This is a genomic window from Actinoplanes sp. NPDC048796, assembly GCF_040650035.1.
Lineage (GTDB): Bacteria > Actinomycetota > Actinomycetes > Mycobacteriales > Micromonosporaceae > Actinoplanes.
The window spans coordinates 574,331-592,956 of the sequence record NZ_JBEZGO010000001.1 but is presented as its reverse complement, the minus strand read 5'-3'; the positions used below and the strand labels follow the sequence as shown (position 1 = coordinate 592,956).

Genomic DNA, 18,626 nt, shown 5'->3' with positions numbered 1-18,626 from the left:
GGGCGGATGCCTTCGGCCGAACCGATAACGAGGTTACGGATCCCGGCTCTCAGAAAGCTAGGACCGAGCTGGGTAAAAGCTGAAAATCATTCACGCGGTGAAGGTGGCCGCGTACTTCTCGGCGATCGCGGCGGTCTCCGGCAGGTCCGACTCGACCACCGGCAGGCCGGCCGCGACGTCCGCGCCGAGCTCGGTGAGCAGCCGGCGCAGCAGCGCCTCGGCCGCCGCCGCCTGCGGGGCGACGCCGGCCGTGACCACCGGCACGGCCCGCTTGCCGGCCAGGGCCCGCGCCGGCAGGTTGTCCAGCAGCACCTTGAGGACGCCGGTGTAGCTGCCCTTGTAGGTCGGGGTGGCGATGACCAGCACGTCGGCGCCCTGGACGGCGTCGAGGGCGGCGGCGGTCGCCGCGTCCCCGGGTGTCAGCAGGCCCGGGCCGAGCGCGCCCACCTCGATGACTTCCGGCGTCCCGGTGCCGGCCAGGGCGGCGCCGACGGCGGTGGCGAGCACCGAGGTGCGCGAGCCCGGACGGGGATTGCCGGACACGACGACGATGCGACTCATGATTCTCCTAGCGAGAGGTGGTCAAGCGGCACGGCCCAGTTGGGTGTATCGCCCGTCGTGGTAGACGAGCGGGGCCGCGGTGTGGTCCTCGTGATGCCAGCCGTGTTCGGGCGTGGCCAGCACGATCGTGTGGTCGCCGGCCTCGACGCGCTGGTCGACGCGGCAGACGATGCGGGCCAGCACGCCGTCGAGCAGCGGCACCCCGCCGGGGCCGCGCTCCCAGGCGCCGTGGGTGGCGAAGCGGTCGATGTTCTTGGTCGAGAAGGTTCGCGCGACCTGTTCCTGCTCCTCGGTCAGCACGTGCACGGCGACCGTCGCCGAGGCGGCGATCGCCGGCCAGGCCGAGGCGCTGTGGGCGAGGCAGAACGAGACCAGCGGCGGGTCGAGGGAGACGGAGGTGAACGAGGTGGCGGTGAATCCGGCGGGGGCCTGGCCGGGCGCGCCCGGAGCGGTGATGACCACGACGGCAGCGGCGTGGCGGCGCAGCAGGGCCCGGAAGAGATCGGCGTCCACGAGCGAACTGACGGTCACGGAAGTCTCCTAAGAACGTCGCGTCCACAGATTGAGATGGCGAACGCGCATGACCCCACCGTGCGTCCCGCCTTGTCGTGATGTCAATGGTGTTCTCATATCCTAGTAAACCTAGGGAGTATGGTTGACATGGCGGCATTGCGGCCCGCAAGGTTGGTCCATGTCCGCTCCCACGATTCCTGTCGTACGGCAGTGGCATCGTGGTGACGCCCATCCGTCGCCCCTGCTCGGCCACATCCCGGGTGCCCGGCGTCATCGCTCCCGGGTGGCGCGCCCCTCGGTGCGCCGTCGCTCGGTGCGCCGTCGCTCGGCCGGGCGCGGCTACGACTCGTACGAGGAAATCTCCTGGGATCTCGCCCTTGACCTGGTCGGCGTGACGGCCGGCGGCCGGGCTACCCACGACGTCGAGCGTCATGTGGCGGCGGCCCGGGGTGAGATCGTCTCGATCTCACCGCTGGGCGACGACCTGCCCTCTTCCCGGGGCGGGTGGCTGCCGCTGAAACCCGGCACCGATGTGGCGCTGATGTTCGCCCTGGCCCGGCGGATGGCCGCCGGCCGCACGTTCATCACCGTGAGCTGGTCGCTGCAGCGCGCCCCGTTCGGCGAGCAGCCCCTCTGGGCCGGCTACGCCGAGGCCTTCACCCAGGGGCGCTCCAGTCGGGAGTGGCTGCGTCACCTCTACGGGCGGTGGCGGGCCGAGCCGAAGAAGTCCTTCGACGAGTTCTGGGCGGCGGGCGAAATGGAGCGGCGTGACGACACGGTGCTCTTCGCGGATTTCCGGGACGGCGAGCCGCTGGACACGCCGAGCGGGCGGATCGAGCTTTACTCGGCGACGGTGGCCGGCTTCGGCTATCCGGAATGCCCGGGATGCCCGATCTATGCGCCTCGGCCGGGCTCACCGGCGTACGGGGAAATGGTCTTGATCTGCAATCAGACCGCCACGCGGCTGCACTCCCCGTTCGACATGGGCGGATTCTCGCAGGCCGCGAAGCGGTCCGGTCGCGAGCCGGTGCGGATGCGTCCGGCCGACCCGCAGGCCCGCGGTGTCGCCGACGGTGACGTGGTGCGCCCGCGCCGCTGCCGCCGATCCGGGCCTACGACCCACCGCTGGAGGTGTGAGTCCGCCCTCGTTGCGCGTGTTTTGACCTATCGAACAGATAGGAAATGTATTATTCCAGCGGCCCACCGGCCCGCACCCCCGAGGAGGACCCACATGTCCGCGCTCGCCGTCGCCCATCCGCCCGTTCCGCGCTCCCGCATCGCCCGCCTGCGACCGGTGCCCGACCTCGCCGAGCCGCCGGTCACGGTGACCATCAGCATCGCCGGAGGCGAGGGCGCCGGCCGCGACCGGGTGCTGGCCGCGCTGCGCGACCTGGTCGACGCGGCCGGCACGGCCGTCGAGGTGGCCGTCGAACCGGTCGGCGGGACCGCCCTGCGGCTCGACCCGAAAGCGCGCACCGCCACCCGCGACGGGCAGCCGCTCGACCTGAGCCGCCTCGAGTACGATCTGCTGCTCTTCCTGGCCCGGCACCCGCGCCAGGTGTTCAGCCGCAGCCAGCTGCTGGCCCAGGTGTGGGGGCACACGCACACCACCAACCGCACGGTCGACGTGCACGTCAGCCGCCTGCGCACCAAGCTGTCCGACCCGGAGGTCGTCACCACGGTCTACGGGCTCGGCTACCGTCTGGCCGACGACGCCGCTGTCGTTGTTTCTTCCTGATCGGGGTTCCACACATGTCCAAGCGGACCGTAGCGGTCGTCGGTGGCGGTTGCGCCGGCGTGCTGGCCACCCGGGAGCTGCTGCGCGGCGGCGACGACCGGGTGGTGCTGATCGAGCCGGACGAGCCGGGCGGCGGCCTGGCCTACGGCTCGGCCCGCCCGTGGCATCTGCTCAACTCCCGGGCCGGCGCCATGAGCGCCGACCCCGACGACCTCGGGCACTTCACCCGGTGGTCCGGGAGCACCCCCGACGACTTCCGCCCGCGGACGGAGTACGGCCGCTACCTGCGGTCGGTTTTCGCGGAGACGGCCGCCTCCTTCGGTGAGCGACTCGAGGTGCGGCCGGCCCGTGCCCGCGCTCTCGTCACCGGGGGCCTGGCTCTGGACGACGGCTCGACCGTGCGCGCCGACGAGATCGTGGTGGCCACCGGCAACCCGGCTCCCGCGCAGCCGGCGGCCCGCCCCGACCACCCCGACTACATCGCCGACCCGTGGGCGCCCGGCGTGCTCGACGCCATCCCGTCCGACGTGCCGGTGATGCTGGTCGGCGCCGGCCTGACCGCCGTCGACGTGGCGCTGACCCTCACCGCCGACCGTGACCGCGACGCCCCGATCACGGCGGTCAGCCGCCGAGGTCAGTTGCCGCTGACCCACACCGCGGTCGCGGCCCCGCCGGTCGGCCTGGCCCTGGACGACTGCACCACCCTGCGCGACGTGGTCCGCGCGGTCCGGGCCGAGGCGGCCCGCGCCGGCGACTGGCGCGCGGTGGTCGACGGCCTGCGCCCGTATTTGGACCAGCTCTGGACCGCGCTGACCCCCGACGAGCAGGAGGCGTTCCTGCGCCACCTGGCCCGCCCGTGGGAGTGTCACCGCCACCGGATGGCCCCGTCGGTGGGCAGCCGGGTGGCCGAACTGCGCGCGGAAGGCCGCCTGGAGGTCCGCGCGGGCGGCGTCCGCTCGATGACGGCCCCACCCGCCGGCGGCCTGCTGGTCGAGCTGGAGGCGGGCGTCCAGTGGTTCGGCGCGGTCATCAACTGCGCCGGCCCCGGCCGCCTCCCCGCCGCCGCGGGCGGATTCGTGGGCAGCCTGCTCGACGCGGGCCAGGCCCGCGTGGGCCCGCACGGCCTCGGCCTGGACATCGACGACGCCGGCCACCTGATCGGCGCCGACGGCCACGCCCGCGACAACCTGTGGCTGATCGGCCCGCTGCGCCGGGGCGCCCGCTGGGAGACCACCGCGGTCCCGGAGATCCGAGCCCAGGCCCGGGTCCTGGCCTGCGGCATGTCCCCGGTTCCGGCCTGATCCAGCGTCCACCACGTTCGCCGCGCGCTCGTCACCTCCTCGTCCCAGATCACGGCGGCCTCGGTCTACGCTGGCCCGGTGCGGATCGCGGCGTGTCAGACCCCGGAGATCCTGGGTGACGTCGAGGCGGCGCTGGCCTGCGTCGAGCGGTTCGCCGCCGACGCCGCCGGTGCTGACCTGCTGCTCTTTCCGGAGGGCTTTCTTCAGGGCTATCTGGTGACCGGCGACCACGTACGCCGGCACGCCCTGGCCCTGGACTCGCCGCCCTTCGCGGCGATCCTCCGGCGGCTGGCCCCGCTGCGGCCCGCCCTCGTGCTGGGGATGCTCGAACGCGACGGCGACCGCTTCCACAACACCGCCGCGGTGATCCACGGCGGACGGCTGCTCGGTGCGTACCGCAAGACGCGGTTGGTTCCCGGCGAGGCCGTCTTCACGCCCGGCGACGACTATCCGGTCTTCGACCTGGCGGGCGTCCGCTTCGGCATCAACATCTGCTACGACACCCGCTTCCCGGCCGTGGCCGCCGCCGTGGCCGCGCGGGGTGCCCGGGTCCTGCTCGTGTCGTCGCAGAACATGATGCCGAGGGACAAGGCCGAGCACTGGAAGGACCTGCACCACGCCATCCGCGCCGACCGCGCCCGCGAGACCGGCCTGTGGATCGTCTCGGCCGACGTCACCGGTGAGCGCGACCCCGGCCGCGTCGGCTGGGGCCCGACCAGCGTCCTCGACCCGGACGGCCGGGTGGTGGCCCAGGTCCCCTCGATGACCACGGGCTTCGTCGTCGCGGAGTTGTGAAAGCGGGCAAATCCGGCACACTTTTTTCCCCTGTGGACAACGGGCCGTCGAGGCGCCGATCGTGCCAGGCTGTCTTCCGTGACGACATCGATGCGTGAGCGCCTGGACGAGCTGCTGGCGGCCGGTGAGCTGGACGGCCTGCACGGGGTGGTGGTCGTCCAGGGTGGCCGGACCGTGCTGGAGCATTACGGCGAGGGGCCGGACGTCAGCTGGGCCACCCCGCTGGGCGCCGTCGCGTTCGGGCCCGCGGTTCTGCACGACCTCCGCTCGGTCACCAAGAGCGTGACCGCGCTGCTCTACGGCATCGCGCTCGGCGAAGGGCTGGTTCCGGAGCCCCAGGAGCCGCTTCTGCGCTACTTCCCGGACTATCCCGATCTCGCGCGCGACGCCGGGCGGGCGCGGCTCACCGTCGAGCACGCGCTCACCATGTCGCTCGGGCTGGAGTGGCGGGAGGATCCGCCGTACGACAGCCCGGCCAACGCCGAGATCGCGATGGAGATGGCCGCCGACCGGTACCGGTTCGTGCTGGAGCGGCCGATCGTGGGGCCGCCGGGGGAGCGCTGGTCCTACTGCGGCGGCGCCACCGCGCTGCTCGGCAAGCTGCTCGCCGACGGCACCGGGCGGAGCCTGCCCGAGTACGCGGCGGGGAAGCTGTTCGGGCCGCTCGGCATCCGGGATTTCGGGTGGCTGACCGGCCGGGACGGCGTGCCGTCGGCGGCCTCGGGGCTGCGGCTCGCCCCGCGCGACCTGGCCCGGATCGGTGAGCTCGTGCTGGCGGGCGGTCGCGGGATCGTCCCGGCCGGCTGGATCGAGGCCATGCTGCGGCCCCGGTTCGTGACGGAGTGGGGGCCGCGCTACGGCTATCAGTGGTATGTCGAGGACGGGTTCGTGGCGGCGATGGGCAACGGCGGGCAACGCCTCGTCGTGGTTCCCGGCCGGGAGCTCGTCGCCGCCATCGTCACCGGCAACTACGACCGGCCCGATCAGGGGCTGGTTCCGGCCACGCTGCTGGCGGAGGTGATCCTATAGATCGAGGGTCACCGCCACCGGGTAGTGGTCCGAGGCGTACTCGGTCTCGTCGCCCCGGATGACCGTCATGTCGTGGGCGAATCCGGCCAGTGACGGGCTGGCCAGCACGTAGTCCAGGCGCATGCGGGAGAACTCGCGGCCGCCGCCGTTCGTGGTGGGCACGGTCAGCGGGTTGCCGGAACCGGCCACGTTCCACAGGTCGACGAAGCCGGCGTCGAGGAAGGCGCCGACCGCCCGGGTGTCGGCCGAGCCGTCCGCCGCGAGGTGGCGGCGGCGCAGGAAGCCGGGCTGCGGGGCCAGCGTCGCCGTGTGGTCGGTGCCGGGGTTCAGGCCGTTCAGGTCGCCCGCGATCAGGGTGGGGCCGGGGTGGGCGCGGTAGCGGTGCGCGAGCCAGATCGCCTCGCGCATGCGGCGGTACGGGGCGAACGGGTTCAGGTGCGCGCTCACCACGGTCAGCAGGCCGGCCGACGTGGGCACCCGCACGATCGAGGCCGCGTGGTGCAGCTGCCACCGCACCTCGGCGCTGGCCGAGACGGTCAGCGGGGGCCGGACCAGCACGGCGACCGGCTGGCCGAAGACCGAGCGGGACACGTACGGCACCATGCCGACCGACTCCGCGAAAGACGGCGCGAAGTCGCGCAACTCCTGCATGGCCAGCAGGTCCGGCTTGGCGCGGTTGATCACCGCGGCGATGGCCGGCAGACGCTTGCCGCCGCCGGTCTTGATGTTCCAGGTCATGAACTTCATGCGGCCACCGGCTCCGAACGCGGACGGGAGACTTCCGATGCTGCCTCGGAGACTGTCACGGCGTGGGCGTTCGGGCGGATCACCCAGTACAGGACGCCGATCCAGCAGGCCGTCAGCAGGGCCGCGCCGAGCATGTCGGACGGGTGGTGCATGCCGCGGTACATGCGGGAGAGCGCCACGATGGCCGGCATCAGGACGGCCAGGCCGACGAAGACCCAGCGCCACCACTGGTGCACGCGGGCCATGCAGATCACCGCGATCGCCACCCAGACGCACATGGTGGCGGCGATGTGCCCGGACGGGAACGACGACGTGGGCATCTGGCCGTCGAGCTGCTCGACCGGGGGACGCGGGCGGCCGACCGCGGCCGCCGAGCAGAGGAACAGGGTGAGCTCGCCGACCATCGTCAGCACCAGGAACAGCACCGGGCGCCACTGGCGCCACAGGGCCAGCGCGAGCGGGCAGAAGACCAGCGAGATGAGCAGGATGGCGTGGGTGTCGCCGGCCTTGCTGGCCGCCCAGCTGAGGTCGTCGAGCCGTTCGGTGCGGAACGTCTGGAGCCAGCGCGGTACGCCGTCGTCGAAGCCGGCGAACGGTGTCCAGCGGGTCAGCGAGTAGCCGACCACGTAGAGCAGGCCGAACGTGAGCACCCAGCCGACCAGGATCTCGGCGCCCTTCGCCCACGGGTGCGGCAGCACCCGGTCCTCGGCCGGCGCGGGGGCCAGGTCGGTCTTGGCCTCCGGCTCCAGGCCCTCGGTCAGCGCGTGGTCGGGGTGGCCGGCCTCGCGGCGCCACACCCGGAAGGCGTACGCGGTGACGCTGATCCAGGCCAGTCCGAGGAACCAGCCGGCCAGCACGTCGGAGAGGAAGTGCACGCCGAGCGCGATGCGGGTCAGGCCGACGGCCACGATCACCACCGCGGCCAGCGTGATCACCAGCGGGCGGAAGCGGCGGGTCGCCGACAGGATGACCAGCGCCAGCATCCCGTACACGATGGTCGCCCCGAGGGTGTGCCCGCTCGGGAAGCTGTTGCCCTGCCCGTACGCGATCGGGTCGGCGACGACCGGGCGGACCCGGCCGACCAGGGCCTTCAGCGACGGGTCGAGCAGCAGCGCGCCGAGGCCGGTGACCGCCAGGTAGATCGCCAGCCGGGGCAGGCGGCGGATCAGCAGCAGCAGGATCATCATGATCGTCAGGGCGAACAGGGTCGTCCGCCCGCCGGCCGCGGTGATCGTGGTGAGCACCTTGACCACGGCCGGGTGGGGTGCGACCAGGTCGTTCAGACCGGAGGCGATCGACTGGTCGAGCTCGCGCAGCGGCGTCCAGTGGAAGCGCACGAGCAGCAACAACGTACCGAACGCCAGGCCGGCCAGGACCACCGCGGCCAGGCCGGCGACGCTGCGCTCGGCGAAGTGCCGCACGGGTGCCCAGCCGGCGCGCTCGACCACGCGGTGTTCGTCGGTCACGGCGGGTTCCTCCAGGGGAATCGATCGGGGGTGGACCCGATTTACCCGGTGGGCTCCTTCCGTACACCGTGGTGCCTCTGATGCGGTAGCTCGGGGGTTGGTTCCCATTTGTCGGCTACGGCCGGTTGGGGTACGCCGACGCGGGCGGCCTCCAGCTGGGCGGCGAACGCGATGCCCAGGAAGAGCGCGATCCCGGTCAGGTTGGCCCACAGCAACAAGGCCATGATCGCGGTCAGCGGCCCGTACGTGGCGCCGAACGAGGGGCCGAAGCGCACGTAGCCGGCCAGCATCAGGCTGGCCATCCACCACAGCACCGTCGACACCACCGCGCCGAAGATCAGCCAGGTCAGGCCGGGCTGGTGGCGGCGCGGGCTGTACTTGAACAGCAACCCGACCGCGACCACGATCAGGGCCAGGCTCAGCGGCCAGCGGACCACGTCCCAGGCCACCCGCAGCGTGCCGCCCCACTCCCAGTGCGACTCCGCCGCCTCGCCGAACGGGCGGCCGGCGACCAGCAGCAGGAAGCCGATCAGCGCGGGCACGCCGGCGAACGCCATGAGCAAGGTCGCCCGCAGGTATTTGAACAGGGCCGGCCGGTCCCGTTCGACGCCGTAGATCCGGTTGGCGCCGCGCTCGATCTGGGCCATCGCGGTGGTCAGCGCGACCATCCCGGTGATCAGGCCGAGGGCCAGCGCGACCTCGCCGGCGTCCCGGGTGCGCTCGTCGTTCTCCAGCAGGTCCCGTACGAGGGGGTCGCTCGCGCCCGGGGTCAGCGCCAGCACGGTGTCGGCCACCACCTGACCGCCGGACTCGACACCCAGGTCGGCGGCGAGACCGGCCAGCGCGATCAGGAACGGCACGATCGCCAGGCAGAGCTGGAACGCGAACGCGCGGGCGTGGCTGAAACCGTCGCCGTACCGGAACCGGACGAACGCGTCGCGGATCAGCGGCCACCGGCCGTACTTCTTGAGGGCCAGGAAAGCGTCGTCGGCGGAGAGCTCGTCCCCGCTCATGTCGCGCGTCTCGGGGACCGGCGAGGTACTACTCACGCGCGGCCTCGCGAATGTCCTCGGCTGCTTCCGCCGCGCTGCTCACGTCGTACGCCAGATCGGGATCGCCGGCCGGAACCGGAACGCAGAGCAGAAGCGCCGAGGGCTTGACGTGGATCTTGAGTTGGCGGCCGGAGTCGATGAGGTCGCCGTCGAGCTGCCGCGGCTGGACCTGCCGGGTGTGGATCTCGACGCGCTCGGCCGAGTACGTCTCCATCAGCGGCACCCGCTTCTGGCGGCGCACCACGGCCCACGACAGCCGCGCCCAGTGACCCAGGTTGTTCGGGCTCAGGATCGCCACGTCGAGCTTGCCGTCGGCCGGGTCGGCCTCCTGGAGCAGCCGTACGCCGCCCTGGAGCCGGCCCACGTTGCCGACGATCACGGTCCGCGCCTGCCGGGGCATCGGCGGGCCGCCGTCGAGCACGATCCGCGCCCGCATCGGGCGGTCCCGCAGATGGCGCAGGGCCCCACCGACGTACGCCAGCCAGCCGATCCTCTTCTTGGCCGTCTCGGACGTGCCGGCCAGCATCTGCGCGTCGAAGCCCATGCCGGCCATCACCGCGAAGCACTGGCCGCCCTCGACCACGCCCACGTCGATGCGGCGCCGGCCACCCTCGATGGCCACCTGCACGCCGGTCGCCGGGTCGGCGCCGAGGCCCAGGTTGGCCGCCAGCAGGTTGCCGGTGCCGGCCGGCAGCACCGCCATGGTCACGTCGGAGCCGGCCAGGGCGGTCACCACCGCCATCACCGTGCCGTCGCCGCCGCAGGCGAAGACCAGCTCGGCCCCGTCCTTCACGGCCTGCTCGGCCTGGCCCCGGCCGGGATCGGAGGCGGTGGTCTCGTACCAGGACGGCTCGGGCCAGCCCACGCTCGACAGACCTTCGCCGATGATCCGGCGCAGCTGATCGAGGTCGGGCACCTTGGCGGGGTTGTAGACGACTGCACTGCGGGGTCCGGTCACGCGCACAGTTTGCCCGAGACACTCGAGAATCATTCGTCACCCGGATGGGAAACACTGGGGGAGTGAGTGACTTGACCTATTCGCCCGTCGGCGGCACGCGCACGGGCGAGCGGCCGCCCGGTTTCCGCCACCTGTTCTATCGGACCCCCCTGGGTACGGGCGCCGATCTCCACCGCCGTGCCGGTGAGGCGGTGGTGACCTTCCGCATGCACCGGGCCACCGGGGCCACGGTGACCGCTTCGGCATCGCCGGCGGCGCCGGGCGTACGGCTCAGCGTCGGGGCCGGCCCGCTGACCGTCCCCTGCGAGGTCGTCTGGTCGTCGCTCGAGGGCGACCGGATCGGGTTCGGATACGGCACCCTCCCCGGCCATCAGGCCTCGGGCGAGGAGGCGTTCGTGGTCGAGCGTGACGAGCGGGACAGGGTCTGGTTCACCGTGACGGCCTACAGCCGTCCGGCCAGGCCTTTGATGCGGCTGGGCGGTCCGGTCGCGGTCTTCTTCCAGCACTTGTACGCCCGTGCGTGCGGCCGCGCGCTGAAGCGGCTCTGTACCGTGAACCCGTGAGTACGACCTCGGTCACCTGGTGGGGCCACAGCACCGTGTGGCTGTCCGACTCCGGCACGACCCTGCTGACCGACCCGGTGCTCAGCGACCGCTTCGCCCATCTCAAGCGGATGGCCGGCCCGACACCGCGGCTGCCCGGCGCGCCCGACGGCGTGCTCCTGTCCCACCTGCACGTCGACCACTTCCACCTGGCGTCGCTGCGCGCGGTCGAGGGCGAGCCGCCGCTGATCGTGCCGCGCGGGGCCCGCGCCTTCGTCGCCAAGACCCTCGGTTCGGCGTACGCGGACCGCACGGTCGAGCTGGCGCCGGGCGACGAGACCACCGTGGGGCGCCTGAAGGTGCGCGCGGTCCCGGCCGCCCACGACGGCGGCCGTGGCCCGTGGTCGCGGGACAAGGCGATCGCCGTCGGCTACGTGATCGAGGGCGCCGCCCGGACGTGGCACGCCGGCGACACCGGCCTGTTCGACGAGATGAGCGAATTCGCCCCGCTCGACCTGGCCCTCATCCCGGTCGGCGGCTGGGGCCCGTCGCTCAGCGCCACCCACCACCTCGACCCGGCCGCCGCGGCCGAGGCGGTGCACCGGGCCAAGGCCAGCTGGGCCGTGCCCGTGCACTACGGCACGTTCTGGCCGATCGGGCTGAGCCGGGTGCGCTCGCACATGTTCCACGACCCGGGCGTCCAGTTCGTCCGGCACGCCGAGCTGATCGCTCCCGACACCCAGGTGCGCGTGCTGGCGCACGGCGAGACCCTGACGATCGGCCGTACGGCGTGATGGCCCTGCTCGGAGCGCTCGCCTGGCTCTTCGCCGTGGTCGCCTTCGGCGCGATCATCCCGGTCGTGCCGACCGGCGCCGCCGTCAGCGGCGCCGCCGCCCTGGCCTTCCACGAACACCGCCCGCTCACCATCGTGCTGGTCATCGCGGCCGGCGCGGCCGCCGCGTACGTCGGAGACCTGGTCATGTACGCGGTCTGCCGGGTCGGCGGCGAGAAACTGGCCCGCCGCATGCGCTGGCTGCGCGACGAGGAACACCTGGTCAGCGTGAAGGAGCGCCTGCACCGCAGCCAGGTCCCGGTGCTGCTGGTCTCCCGGCTCATCCCGGGCGGCCGGGTGCCGGTGCTGCTGGCCGCGGCCTTCCTCGGCATGCCGTGGCGCACCTTCGTGGTGGCCAACGCCCCGGCCTGCGCCCTCTGGGCCACGGTCTACGCCACGATCGGCGTGGCCGGCGGCTCGATCTTCCCCGAGCCGTGGCAGGGCGTGATCGCGGCCGTGGCCCTGATCCTGATCGTCAACCAGAGCATCTCCTGGATCAGCAAACGCCGTACGGCCGCCGCCCAGGCCCCCTCGTCGACCTCCCCCGAAACGCCGTCGGAGGCCTAGTACTTCAGGTACTGCCGGGTCATCTTGGCGACCTTCTCCACCACGGAGATGCCGCCGGACATGGTGCCGTTGTTGTGCGACAGGACGGCGATGGAGACGTCCGTGCCGCTGCCGGTGACCCGGCCGACCGTGTTGATGATCCAGCGGTTGTTCTCGGTCGAACGGGCCAGCCAGCCGTTCTTGACGGTGAACTTCTCGCCGGTCCGCGCGGCGGCCGGCACACCCCAGTCCTGGCTGGCGTCGACGGTGCTCATCAGCGTGTAGGCCAGCTTGCGGGAGTCGGCGTCCAGCGGCCCCTTGGTGTCGACCAGCTCACCGAGCAGCCGCACCTGGTCGTCGACGGTCGTGCGGGTCAGGCCCCACGAGCTGCTGACCTTGGTCTGGGTCAAGCCGAGCCGCTTGTTGCAGGCGCCCACCGCCGGCGCCCGCCCGAGCTTGCTGAACAGCGAGGTGGTGGCGTCGTTGTCGCTGAGCCGGATCATGCGCTTGGCCAGAGCCAGCTCGGTCGAGGTGAGATCGCGGCCGGCGTCCTGCGCGGTGAGCAGCAGACAGGCCAGCACCTGCACCTTGACCACGCTGGCGGTCTCGTATTTCTCGGTGCCGCGGTACGAGTATTTCTGCCCCGTCCGCCGGTCGAGCACGGCCACGGAGAACTCGGGCGTGGACGCCGCGTACTTCTTGAGGGCGGCGTCGAGCGCCTTGACCCGCTTGGCCCGCTCGGCGGCGGCCAGCTCGGCCGCGGTCGGGCCGGCCGGCGTCGTCACCCGGGGCGCGGGCGCCGGCGCGGCGGTCGTGGTGGCTTTCGCCGCCGGGGCGGTCGCGCCCTCGAACGTACCGGCCACGGCCTGCGTACCGCCGTCGTCGTCGTTCATCATTCCCGCGCCGACCAACCCCGCACCTCCCAGGACCCCCACTGCCGCCACGGCCAAGATCCAGTTTCGCGTACGTCGCACGCCTGCCATAGTGCCGTGTCCGACCGCATCATGGGCGACCCGACCCCCGGTACATAAGAAGTTGACAGTGACTTTCCACCGATGGCGCGCCGACGGTCACGAAACGTGAGGTGTCCCGCTGGCGCATGATGGAAGAATGCGCTTCCCGTTCTTGTCTCCCGCCACCGTCGCCGACCTGACCCGCGCCGCCGTCGGTCAGGTGGTGGAGACAGCGGCGGCCGCCGTCACCGTCCCGGTACGGGTGGTCGGCCTCCTGGGCCAGGCCGAACTTTTGGTCAGCCGCGTGACGGTGATAGCCGACCAGGCCGAAACCCTGATCCACCGCGTCTCGACAGTCGTCGACACAGCCGAGAAGACAGTGTCCGACGCCCGGCAGACAGCCACCGCCGCCGCCACCTTGGTAGACCGAGCCGGCTCCACCGCCGGCGACGCCGACGCCCTGGTCCAGCGGGCCGCTCTGACCGCCGACGCCGCCGCCCTCCTGGTCGAGCGAGCCGCCACCACCGCCGACGCCGCCGGCGCCTTGGTCGACCGCGCGGGCACGACCGCCGACCGGGCCGGCGCCCTGGTCGACAAGGCCGGCGGTATCAGCGACGCCGCCGCCGGCGTGGTCGGCCAGGCCGAATCGGCCGCCCAGGAGGCGACCGGCCTGCTCAACGAGTACGCCGGGCCGCTGCGCAAGGGCGCCCCACTGGCCCGCCGTTTCGTCGACGAGCTCTCGCAGGAGGAGGTCACCGCCGCCATCCGCATGATCGACACCCTGCCGGCCCTGCGCTCGCACCTCGTCGATGACGTGATGCCTCTGCTGAACAAGCTCGACCAGGTCGGGCCCGACCTCCACAAGCTCCTCGAGGTCACCGAAGACCTGCACCTGGCCATCGCCGGCCTCCCCGGCCTCAAACTCCTCCGCCGCCGTGGCGAGGAGCGGGTCGACGATCGCAAGGCCTGACCGGCCCCTGACCTTCTGTTCAGAGAGTGAGCTGTATCACCTGTAGCTCTGGAGCCCGCGCTGCACATGTGTGACCGGACGCGATCACGTCCCCCCGGATCACCAGGAGCAGCCGATGACGACAGTCAGTCTCGCCCCCGCCCCCGCGGCCGTGCGAGGTGAGTCCGGCCCCGCGCCTGAACGCACGCCTCGGCTGTACGCGCTGGACGGATTGCGGCTGGTGTGCGCGCTGGCCGTGGCCGGCTACCACTTCGGGGACTCCTGGCGGTTGGACGGGGTGCACCCACCCGCGTACTTCCTCCCGGACGCCGCGCCGGTGTTGATCTACGGCTTCCTCGGCGTCGAAGTGTTCTTCCTGATCAGCGGGTTCGTCATCCTGATGAGCGGCTGGGGGCGCACCCTCCGCGGGTTCGCCGCCTCCCGCGCCGCCCGGCTGTACCCGGCCTTATGGGTGTGCGTCCTGATCACCGCCGTGGTCAGCACGGTGCTGCCGATCAGCGGCGGACTGCCGTTTCCGCCCCTGCCAGGCGGCCCGGACGTGCTGATCAACCTGACGATGCTGGCGGAACCTTTGAACAGGCCGCTGGTCGACACCGTGTACTGGACGCTCTGGTGTGAGTTCCGGTTCTATCTGATCGTCGCCTGCATGCTCGCCGCCGGGCTCACCGGCAAGCGGGTGCGGCTGCTCGGCGCCGGATGGCTGACGGCCGCCGTGCTCCTGCCGGCCTTCCCGGGGGCATCGCTCGAGCAGGTCGTGATGCCGGACTTCGCGCCGTACTTCATCGCGGGCATGACCATGTTCATGCTGCGCCGTGACCGCTCCGACCGGTGGTCGTGGGCGCTGTTGGCCGCCTGCTGGCTGGTCAGCTTGCACCACGTGCACGTACGGGCGCTGGACCTGCGTCCCGGCTTCGAGGTCGCGGTCTGGCCGGCGCCGGTGCTGCTCACCATGGCGTACGGCATCCTGCTGGCCATCGCCCTCGGCGCCACCGACCGAATCACCTGGAGTTGGCTGGGCACGGCGGGCGCGCTCACCTACCCGTTCTACCTGCTGCATCAGCGGGTCGGCTACAGCCTGATCCGCACCTTTCACACCGCGACCGGGCTGCCGGCGCCGATACTGATCGGGGGAGCCGTCGTCGTCCTGCTCACCGTGGCCTGGCTGATCCACCGCTACGTCGAGCGTCCGCTCGCACCTTTGATCCGCGTTTTCGTGCGGGGCCGGCGGCAACCGATCACGGCAGATCGGGCGACCCGAGCGTGAGGGAATCGTGAACCGGGCAACGGCGGACGCGGAAGCCGCCTTCCGCGAGCTCTTCGAGGCCGCGTACGACGACCTGCTGGTGTTCGCCGAGCGCCGGGCCGACCTCGCCGTGGCTGAGGACGTGGTCGCCGAGACGTTCCTGGTCGCCTGGCGGCGCCTGGACGACGTGCCGGACTCCCTCGACGAGGCCCGGGCCTGGCTTTTCACCGTCGCGCACAACCTGCTGCGCAACCGGCAGCGCAGCGAACAGCGGCAGCGGAAGCTCGCCCTGCGCATCCTGCGGGAACCGGAAGGGGACACCGGCGGTGACGCTGACGCGGTGGCGGCCCACGTCGACCTGACCCGGGCCTGGCAGCAACTGTCCGCGGCCGACCAGGAAGCGCTCACGCTCACCGCGATCGAGGACCTCACCGGCCCTCAAGCCGCCCACGTGCTGGGCATCTCCCGGACGGCATTCAGCCTGCGCCTGCTGCGAGCCCGCCGCCGCCTGCGCCGGCACCTGCGCCAGCAGCCGGAACCCGGACCCGCACCTTCCCCCGCGCCTGCCCATACCGCGTCACCCGGAGGCCCCGCATGACCAACGACGAACTCGACCACGCCATCCGGTCCGCCGCCGGCCCGGCGCCCGCTCGCGTCACCCAGGCCCGGGCCCAGAACCTGCTGGAGAGCATCGTCAGCACCGACCGGAGCGCGGGCTCGGAGCCGGTCGCATCCCGCCCCCGGCGCCGCCTGCGGATCGCCGGCGTGGCGGCGGCGCTCGCCGCTGGGGGCGCCCTGCTCGCCGGCCTGATCGCCGGCGGGCCCGCGTACGCTTCCTGGACCCCCGATCCGGGGCCGGTCTCGGCCGCCGAGGCCCGCGACATCGTGGCCAAATGCGTGCCGGCGGAGGAGACCGGCGCCGCGCGGATCGTCGTCGGCGAGACCCGCGGTGACTACGCGTACGTCAATGCCGTGACGCCGAGCGGAAGCCGGACCTGCTTCCGTGATCACAACGGGGACGTGCGCCAGTCCAGCATTCTCACCGTGCTGAGCAGCACCGAACAGCTGGGCGCCACCGGCGTCGAGCTGTACACGTGGGGCCAGCTGCGCACCGACGAGGGCTACATCCGGCTCATGGCGGGCCACCTGGGCTCTCAGGTGACCGGCGTCGACATCACCGTACGCTCCGGAAACGGCGACTCGTCCCGAACGGCGCACGCCACCGTCCGCGACGGCTACTTCGCCGCCTGGTACCCGGAAGGCCGCGACGAGGCGAACAGCGACACCACCACCCTCACCCTCACCCTCACCACCGGCGCCACCATCCCCAACCTTTCCGCCAGCCTGCTCTACGACCACCCAAAGCTCGACTGACACTCCCCAGCACCGACCGCCGCCGTATCGCCCCACGCAACCACCGCGCCCCCGGCAGGTACGGGCGAGGCCGCTGTCTGCGCTGTCTGCGCTGTCTGCGCAGTCGTGGCCGACGCCGGCTCGGGCGCGGTCAGCTTCGCAGGTATGTCAGGACGGCGAGGACGCGGCGATGGCCGTCGGCATCGGGAAGGTCGAGTTTGGTGAAGATGTTGCCGATGTGTTTGGCCACTGCGGCGTCGCTGATTCCGAGCGCTCGGGCGATGGACGGGTTGTTGTGGCCTTCGGCCATCAGCTCGAGCACCTCCCGCTCCCGAGCGGTCAAACGGTCGAGTGGGTTCGTCGTGCGGCGGCGGTCCAGCAACTGCCGTACCACGTCGGGGTCGATGACGGTCTCACCGGCCGCGACCCGCGACACCGCGTCGGAGAAATCGGCGATCTCGCCGATGCGGTCCTTGAGCAGATAGCCGACTCCGGCCTGACCGGACGGCCCGAGCAGTTCAGCGGCGTACGCGGTGGCCGCGTACTGCGACAGCACGAGAACCGCCGCGCTCGGGTCGCCGGCGCGTAGGGTCACCGCGGCACGCAGCCCTTCGTCGGTGAAACCGGGCGGCATGCGGACATCGGTGACGACCAGGTCGGGTCGATGCTCTCGGGCGGCCACCATCATCGCGTCACCGTCACCGACCGCCGCCACCACGGTGTGGCCCAGTCCTTCGAGCAGGCTGACGAGGCCGGCCCGCATGAGCGCGGCGTCTTCGGCAAGCACTATTCGCAGCGACACGGCAGGTCCATTCGCACAGTGGTGGGTCCCCCCGGTGGGCTGCTGATCTCCAGGGCGCCGGCCACGACGGCCACTCGGTCGGCCAGCCCTCGCATGCCCGTGCCCAGTGACGGTTCGGCGCCACCGGTGCCGTCGTCGACGATGGTCAGCGTCAGCCGTTGCTCAGCGAGTCTGCCACTGATCTGGATGCGAGTAGCTGCGGCGTGTCGTACCGCATTGGTCATGGCCTCGGAGACCACGAAGTAGGCGGTCGACTCGATCTCGGGCGGCAGCCGGCCGGACACGTCGAGATCGAGCTCGACCGGAATCGGACACCGTTCGGCGAGTTCGCGGACCGCCTCGGTCAGCCCGAGATCGGTGAGGACCTGAGGATGGATGCCGCGGATCTGGTCCCGCAGGGTGACGAGTGCCAGCCGGGCCTGGTCGTGGGCCTCGCCGACGAGTTCGCGGGCCCGTCCGTCCGCGCCGGTCATATGCCGCTCGGCCAAGCCCAGCTTCATCGTCAGGAGTACCAGGTGTTGCTGCGCGCCGTCGTGCAGATCTCGCTCGATCCGACGGCGTTCGGCTTCGAAGGCGTCGACCAACCGGCTGCGTGACAGGGCCAGCTCCTCTACCTGGCGGTTCATCTCGGGACCCGTGGGCGCGAGCAGCCACTTGGCGAAGGCGGCCTGGGCGCCGCCGATCACGCTGATCCCGTACAGGGTGACGACCGTCGCGGGCATCCCGGCCAGGCCGGCGACGGCGCACGCCTGCTCGACGGTCTCGACCGCCCAGGTGCCGATTGTGAGGTGGACGTTCACGCCCAACCCGACCAACAGCGGCAGCGCCAGCAGCAGCAGGCAGGTGAGCAGGACGAACACCGCAGCCAGGTCGAGGAGCGCGAGCACCGACAGCAGGCATCCGCAATAGCCGAGTTCGCGCCAGGTGGCAGCCTCGGTTACCCGCCGCCGCACCCATGCCCAGCCGCCCGGGGGCGCGGGTGCGTGCGGGTCGGGGACTGCGAGCGGCTCCACGAGGCCGAGCCGGTGGCGCTCCAGCGCCCCGATAGGTATGCCGACGAGCATCAGCAGCGGCGGAAACAGCAGCAGCGGTAGAACGGCCAGCCAGGCGATCGCACTGACCGCCACGCTACTGACGACATAGGCCAGGCTGCGCCAGAGCCATCGCGACAGGACGAACCGGACGGGGTTGCCCCCCATCGCCCGCCACACGCTCGTCGCCACGG

At 72.0% G+C, this 18,626-nt stretch carries 20 protein-coding genes; 11 read left to right on the top strand and 9 right to left on the bottom strand.

Annotation, left to right across the window (positions count from 1 at the left end):
- Positions 1 to 90: 90 nt before the first annotated feature.
- Entirely contained in the window at positions 91 to 561 is a 471-nt protein-coding gene (locus tag AB0C26_RS02815; protein ID WP_360240460.1) for an NAD(P)H-dependent oxidoreductase, read from the bottom strand.
- A 21-nt stretch (positions 562 to 582) separates the two neighbouring features.
- On the bottom strand, positions 583 to 1,092 hold the full coding sequence (locus AB0C26_RS02810; RefSeq protein WP_360240457.1) for a flavin reductase family protein: 510 nt from the start codon (positions 1,090 to 1,092) through the stop codon (positions 583 to 585).
- 160 nt (positions 1,093 to 1,252) lie between these two features.
- Between AB0C26_RS02810 and AB0C26_RS02805 the strand changes: the two genes are divergently transcribed.
- The 4 genes from AB0C26_RS02805 (at position 1,253) to AB0C26_RS02790 (ending at position 5,937) form a co-directional block, all read left to right on the top strand.
- Positions 1,253 to 2,812 carry a winged helix-turn-helix domain-containing protein gene (locus AB0C26_RS02805; protein WP_360240454.1) on the top strand — a complete coding sequence of 520 codons (1,560 nt, stop codon included), beginning with the start codon at positions 1,253 to 1,255 and terminating at the stop codon, positions 2,810 to 2,812.
- A 14-nt stretch (positions 2,813 to 2,826) separates the two neighbouring features.
- The gene (locus AB0C26_RS02800) at positions 2,827 to 4,113 is read left to right on the top strand and encodes an FAD/NAD(P)-binding protein (protein WP_360240451.1); all 1,287 of its coding nucleotides are present in this window, start codon (positions 2,827 to 2,829) and stop codon (positions 4,111 to 4,113) included.
- A gap of 78 nt (positions 4,114 to 4,191) precedes the next feature.
- Complete coding sequence (locus AB0C26_RS02795; protein WP_360240448.1) at positions 4,192 to 4,908, top strand: carbon-nitrogen hydrolase family protein; 717 nt, start codon at positions 4,192 to 4,194, stop codon at positions 4,906 to 4,908.
- A 90-nt stretch (positions 4,909 to 4,998) separates the two neighbouring features.
- Positions 4,999 to 5,937 (top strand): serine hydrolase domain-containing protein, encoded by a 939-nt coding sequence (locus AB0C26_RS02790; protein WP_360243479.1) that lies wholly within the window; start codon positions 4,999 to 5,001, stop codon positions 5,935 to 5,937.
- On the opposite strand, the gene AB0C26_RS02785 is transcribed toward AB0C26_RS02790, so the two are convergent.
- Genes AB0C26_RS02785 through AB0C26_RS02770 form a run of 4 tightly spaced genes read right to left on the bottom strand, consistent with a single transcriptional unit; the run spans position 5,932 to position 10,160 of the window.
- Positions 5,932 to 6,684: an endonuclease/exonuclease/phosphatase family protein gene (locus AB0C26_RS02785; protein WP_360240445.1), complete on the bottom strand. Its 753-nt coding sequence runs from the start codon at positions 6,682 to 6,684 to the stop codon at positions 5,932 to 5,934. The genes AB0C26_RS02790 and AB0C26_RS02785 overlap by 6 nt on opposite strands.
- Positions 6,681 to 8,150 carry a phosphatase PAP2 family protein gene (locus tag AB0C26_RS02780; protein WP_360240442.1) on the bottom strand — a complete coding sequence of 490 codons (1,470 nt, stop codon included), beginning with the start codon at positions 8,148 to 8,150 and terminating at the stop codon, positions 6,681 to 6,683. The genes AB0C26_RS02785 and AB0C26_RS02780 overlap by 4 nt, the downstream gene beginning before the upstream one ends.
- A 41-nt stretch (positions 8,151 to 8,191) precedes the next feature.
- Positions 8,192 to 9,199: a YihY/virulence factor BrkB family protein gene (locus AB0C26_RS02775; RefSeq protein ID WP_360240439.1), complete on the bottom strand. Its 1,008-nt coding sequence runs from the start codon at positions 9,197 to 9,199 to the stop codon at positions 8,192 to 8,194.
- Positions 9,192 to 10,160 carry a diacylglycerol kinase family protein gene (locus tag AB0C26_RS02770; RefSeq protein WP_360240436.1) on the bottom strand — a complete coding sequence of 323 codons (969 nt, stop codon included), beginning with the start codon at positions 10,158 to 10,160 and terminating at the stop codon, positions 9,192 to 9,194. Before AB0C26_RS02770 ends, AB0C26_RS02775 begins: the two co-directional genes overlap by 8 nt.
- Before the next feature lie 62 nt (positions 10,161 to 10,222).
- On the opposite strand from AB0C26_RS02770, the gene AB0C26_RS02765 reads away from it, so the two are divergent.
- From AB0C26_RS02765 to AB0C26_RS02755, 3 genes are read left to right on the top strand one after another with little or no spacing between them, the layout of a single operon-like run.
- On the top strand, positions 10,223 to 10,723 hold the full coding sequence (locus AB0C26_RS02765) for a DUF1990 domain-containing protein (RefSeq protein WP_360240433.1): 501 nt from the start codon (positions 10,223 to 10,225) through the stop codon (positions 10,721 to 10,723).
- On the top strand, positions 10,720 to 11,496 hold the full coding sequence (locus tag AB0C26_RS02760; protein ID WP_360240430.1) for an MBL fold metallo-hydrolase: 777 nt from the start codon (positions 10,720 to 10,722) through the stop codon (positions 11,494 to 11,496). The genes AB0C26_RS02765 and AB0C26_RS02760 overlap by 4 nt, the downstream gene beginning before the upstream one ends.
- Positions 11,496 to 12,101 (top strand): VTT domain-containing protein, encoded by a 606-nt coding sequence (locus AB0C26_RS02755; protein WP_360240427.1) that lies wholly within the window; start codon positions 11,496 to 11,498, stop codon positions 12,099 to 12,101. Before AB0C26_RS02760 ends, AB0C26_RS02755 begins: the two co-directional genes overlap by 1 nt.
- Here AB0C26_RS02755 and AB0C26_RS02750 read toward each other — a convergent pair.
- On the bottom strand, positions 12,098 to 13,063 hold the full coding sequence (locus AB0C26_RS02750) for a serine hydrolase (protein ID WP_360240424.1): 966 nt from the start codon (positions 13,061 to 13,063) through the stop codon (positions 12,098 to 12,100). The genes AB0C26_RS02755 and AB0C26_RS02750 overlap by 4 nt on opposite strands.
- Before the next feature lie 127 nt (positions 13,064 to 13,190).
- On the opposite strand from AB0C26_RS02750, the gene AB0C26_RS02745 reads away from it, so the two are divergent.
- From AB0C26_RS02745 to AB0C26_RS02730, 4 genes are all read left to right on the top strand, one after another.
- Positions 13,191 to 14,003: a hypothetical protein gene (locus tag AB0C26_RS02745; RefSeq protein WP_360240421.1), complete on the top strand. Its 813-nt coding sequence runs from the start codon at positions 13,191 to 13,193 to the stop codon at positions 14,001 to 14,003.
- Between the two features lie 115 nt (positions 14,004 to 14,118).
- Positions 14,119 to 15,267, top strand: coding sequence for an acyltransferase (locus AB0C26_RS02740; RefSeq protein WP_360240418.1), 1,149 nt, complete (start codon positions 14,119 to 14,121; stop codon positions 15,265 to 15,267).
- Between the two features lie 7 nt (positions 15,268 to 15,274).
- A complete protein-coding gene (locus AB0C26_RS02735; protein WP_360240415.1) occupies positions 15,275 to 15,844 on the top strand; it encodes an RNA polymerase sigma factor in 570 nt (189 codons plus the stop codon).
- A complete protein-coding gene (locus tag AB0C26_RS02730; RefSeq protein ID WP_360240412.1) occupies positions 15,841 to 16,620 on the top strand; it encodes a hypothetical protein in 780 nt (259 codons plus the stop codon). Before AB0C26_RS02735 ends, AB0C26_RS02730 begins: the two co-directional genes overlap by 4 nt.
- A gap of 130 nt (positions 16,621 to 16,750) precedes the next feature.
- Here AB0C26_RS02730 and AB0C26_RS02725 read toward each other — a convergent pair whose 3' ends face one another.
- Together AB0C26_RS02725 and AB0C26_RS02720 are read right to left on the bottom strand one after the other, a co-directional pair.
- The gene (locus AB0C26_RS02725; RefSeq protein ID WP_360243475.1) at positions 16,751 to 17,395 is read right to left on the bottom strand and encodes a response regulator transcription factor; all 645 of its coding nucleotides are present in this window, start codon (positions 17,393 to 17,395) and stop codon (positions 16,751 to 16,753) included.
- The gene (locus AB0C26_RS02720; protein ID WP_360240409.1) at positions 17,386 to 18,624 is read right to left on the bottom strand and encodes a sensor domain-containing protein; all 1,239 of its coding nucleotides are present in this window, start codon (positions 18,622 to 18,624) and stop codon (positions 17,386 to 17,388) included. The genes AB0C26_RS02725 and AB0C26_RS02720 overlap by 10 nt, the downstream gene beginning before the upstream one ends.
- Between the last annotated feature and the right edge of the window lie 2 nt (positions 18,625 to 18,626).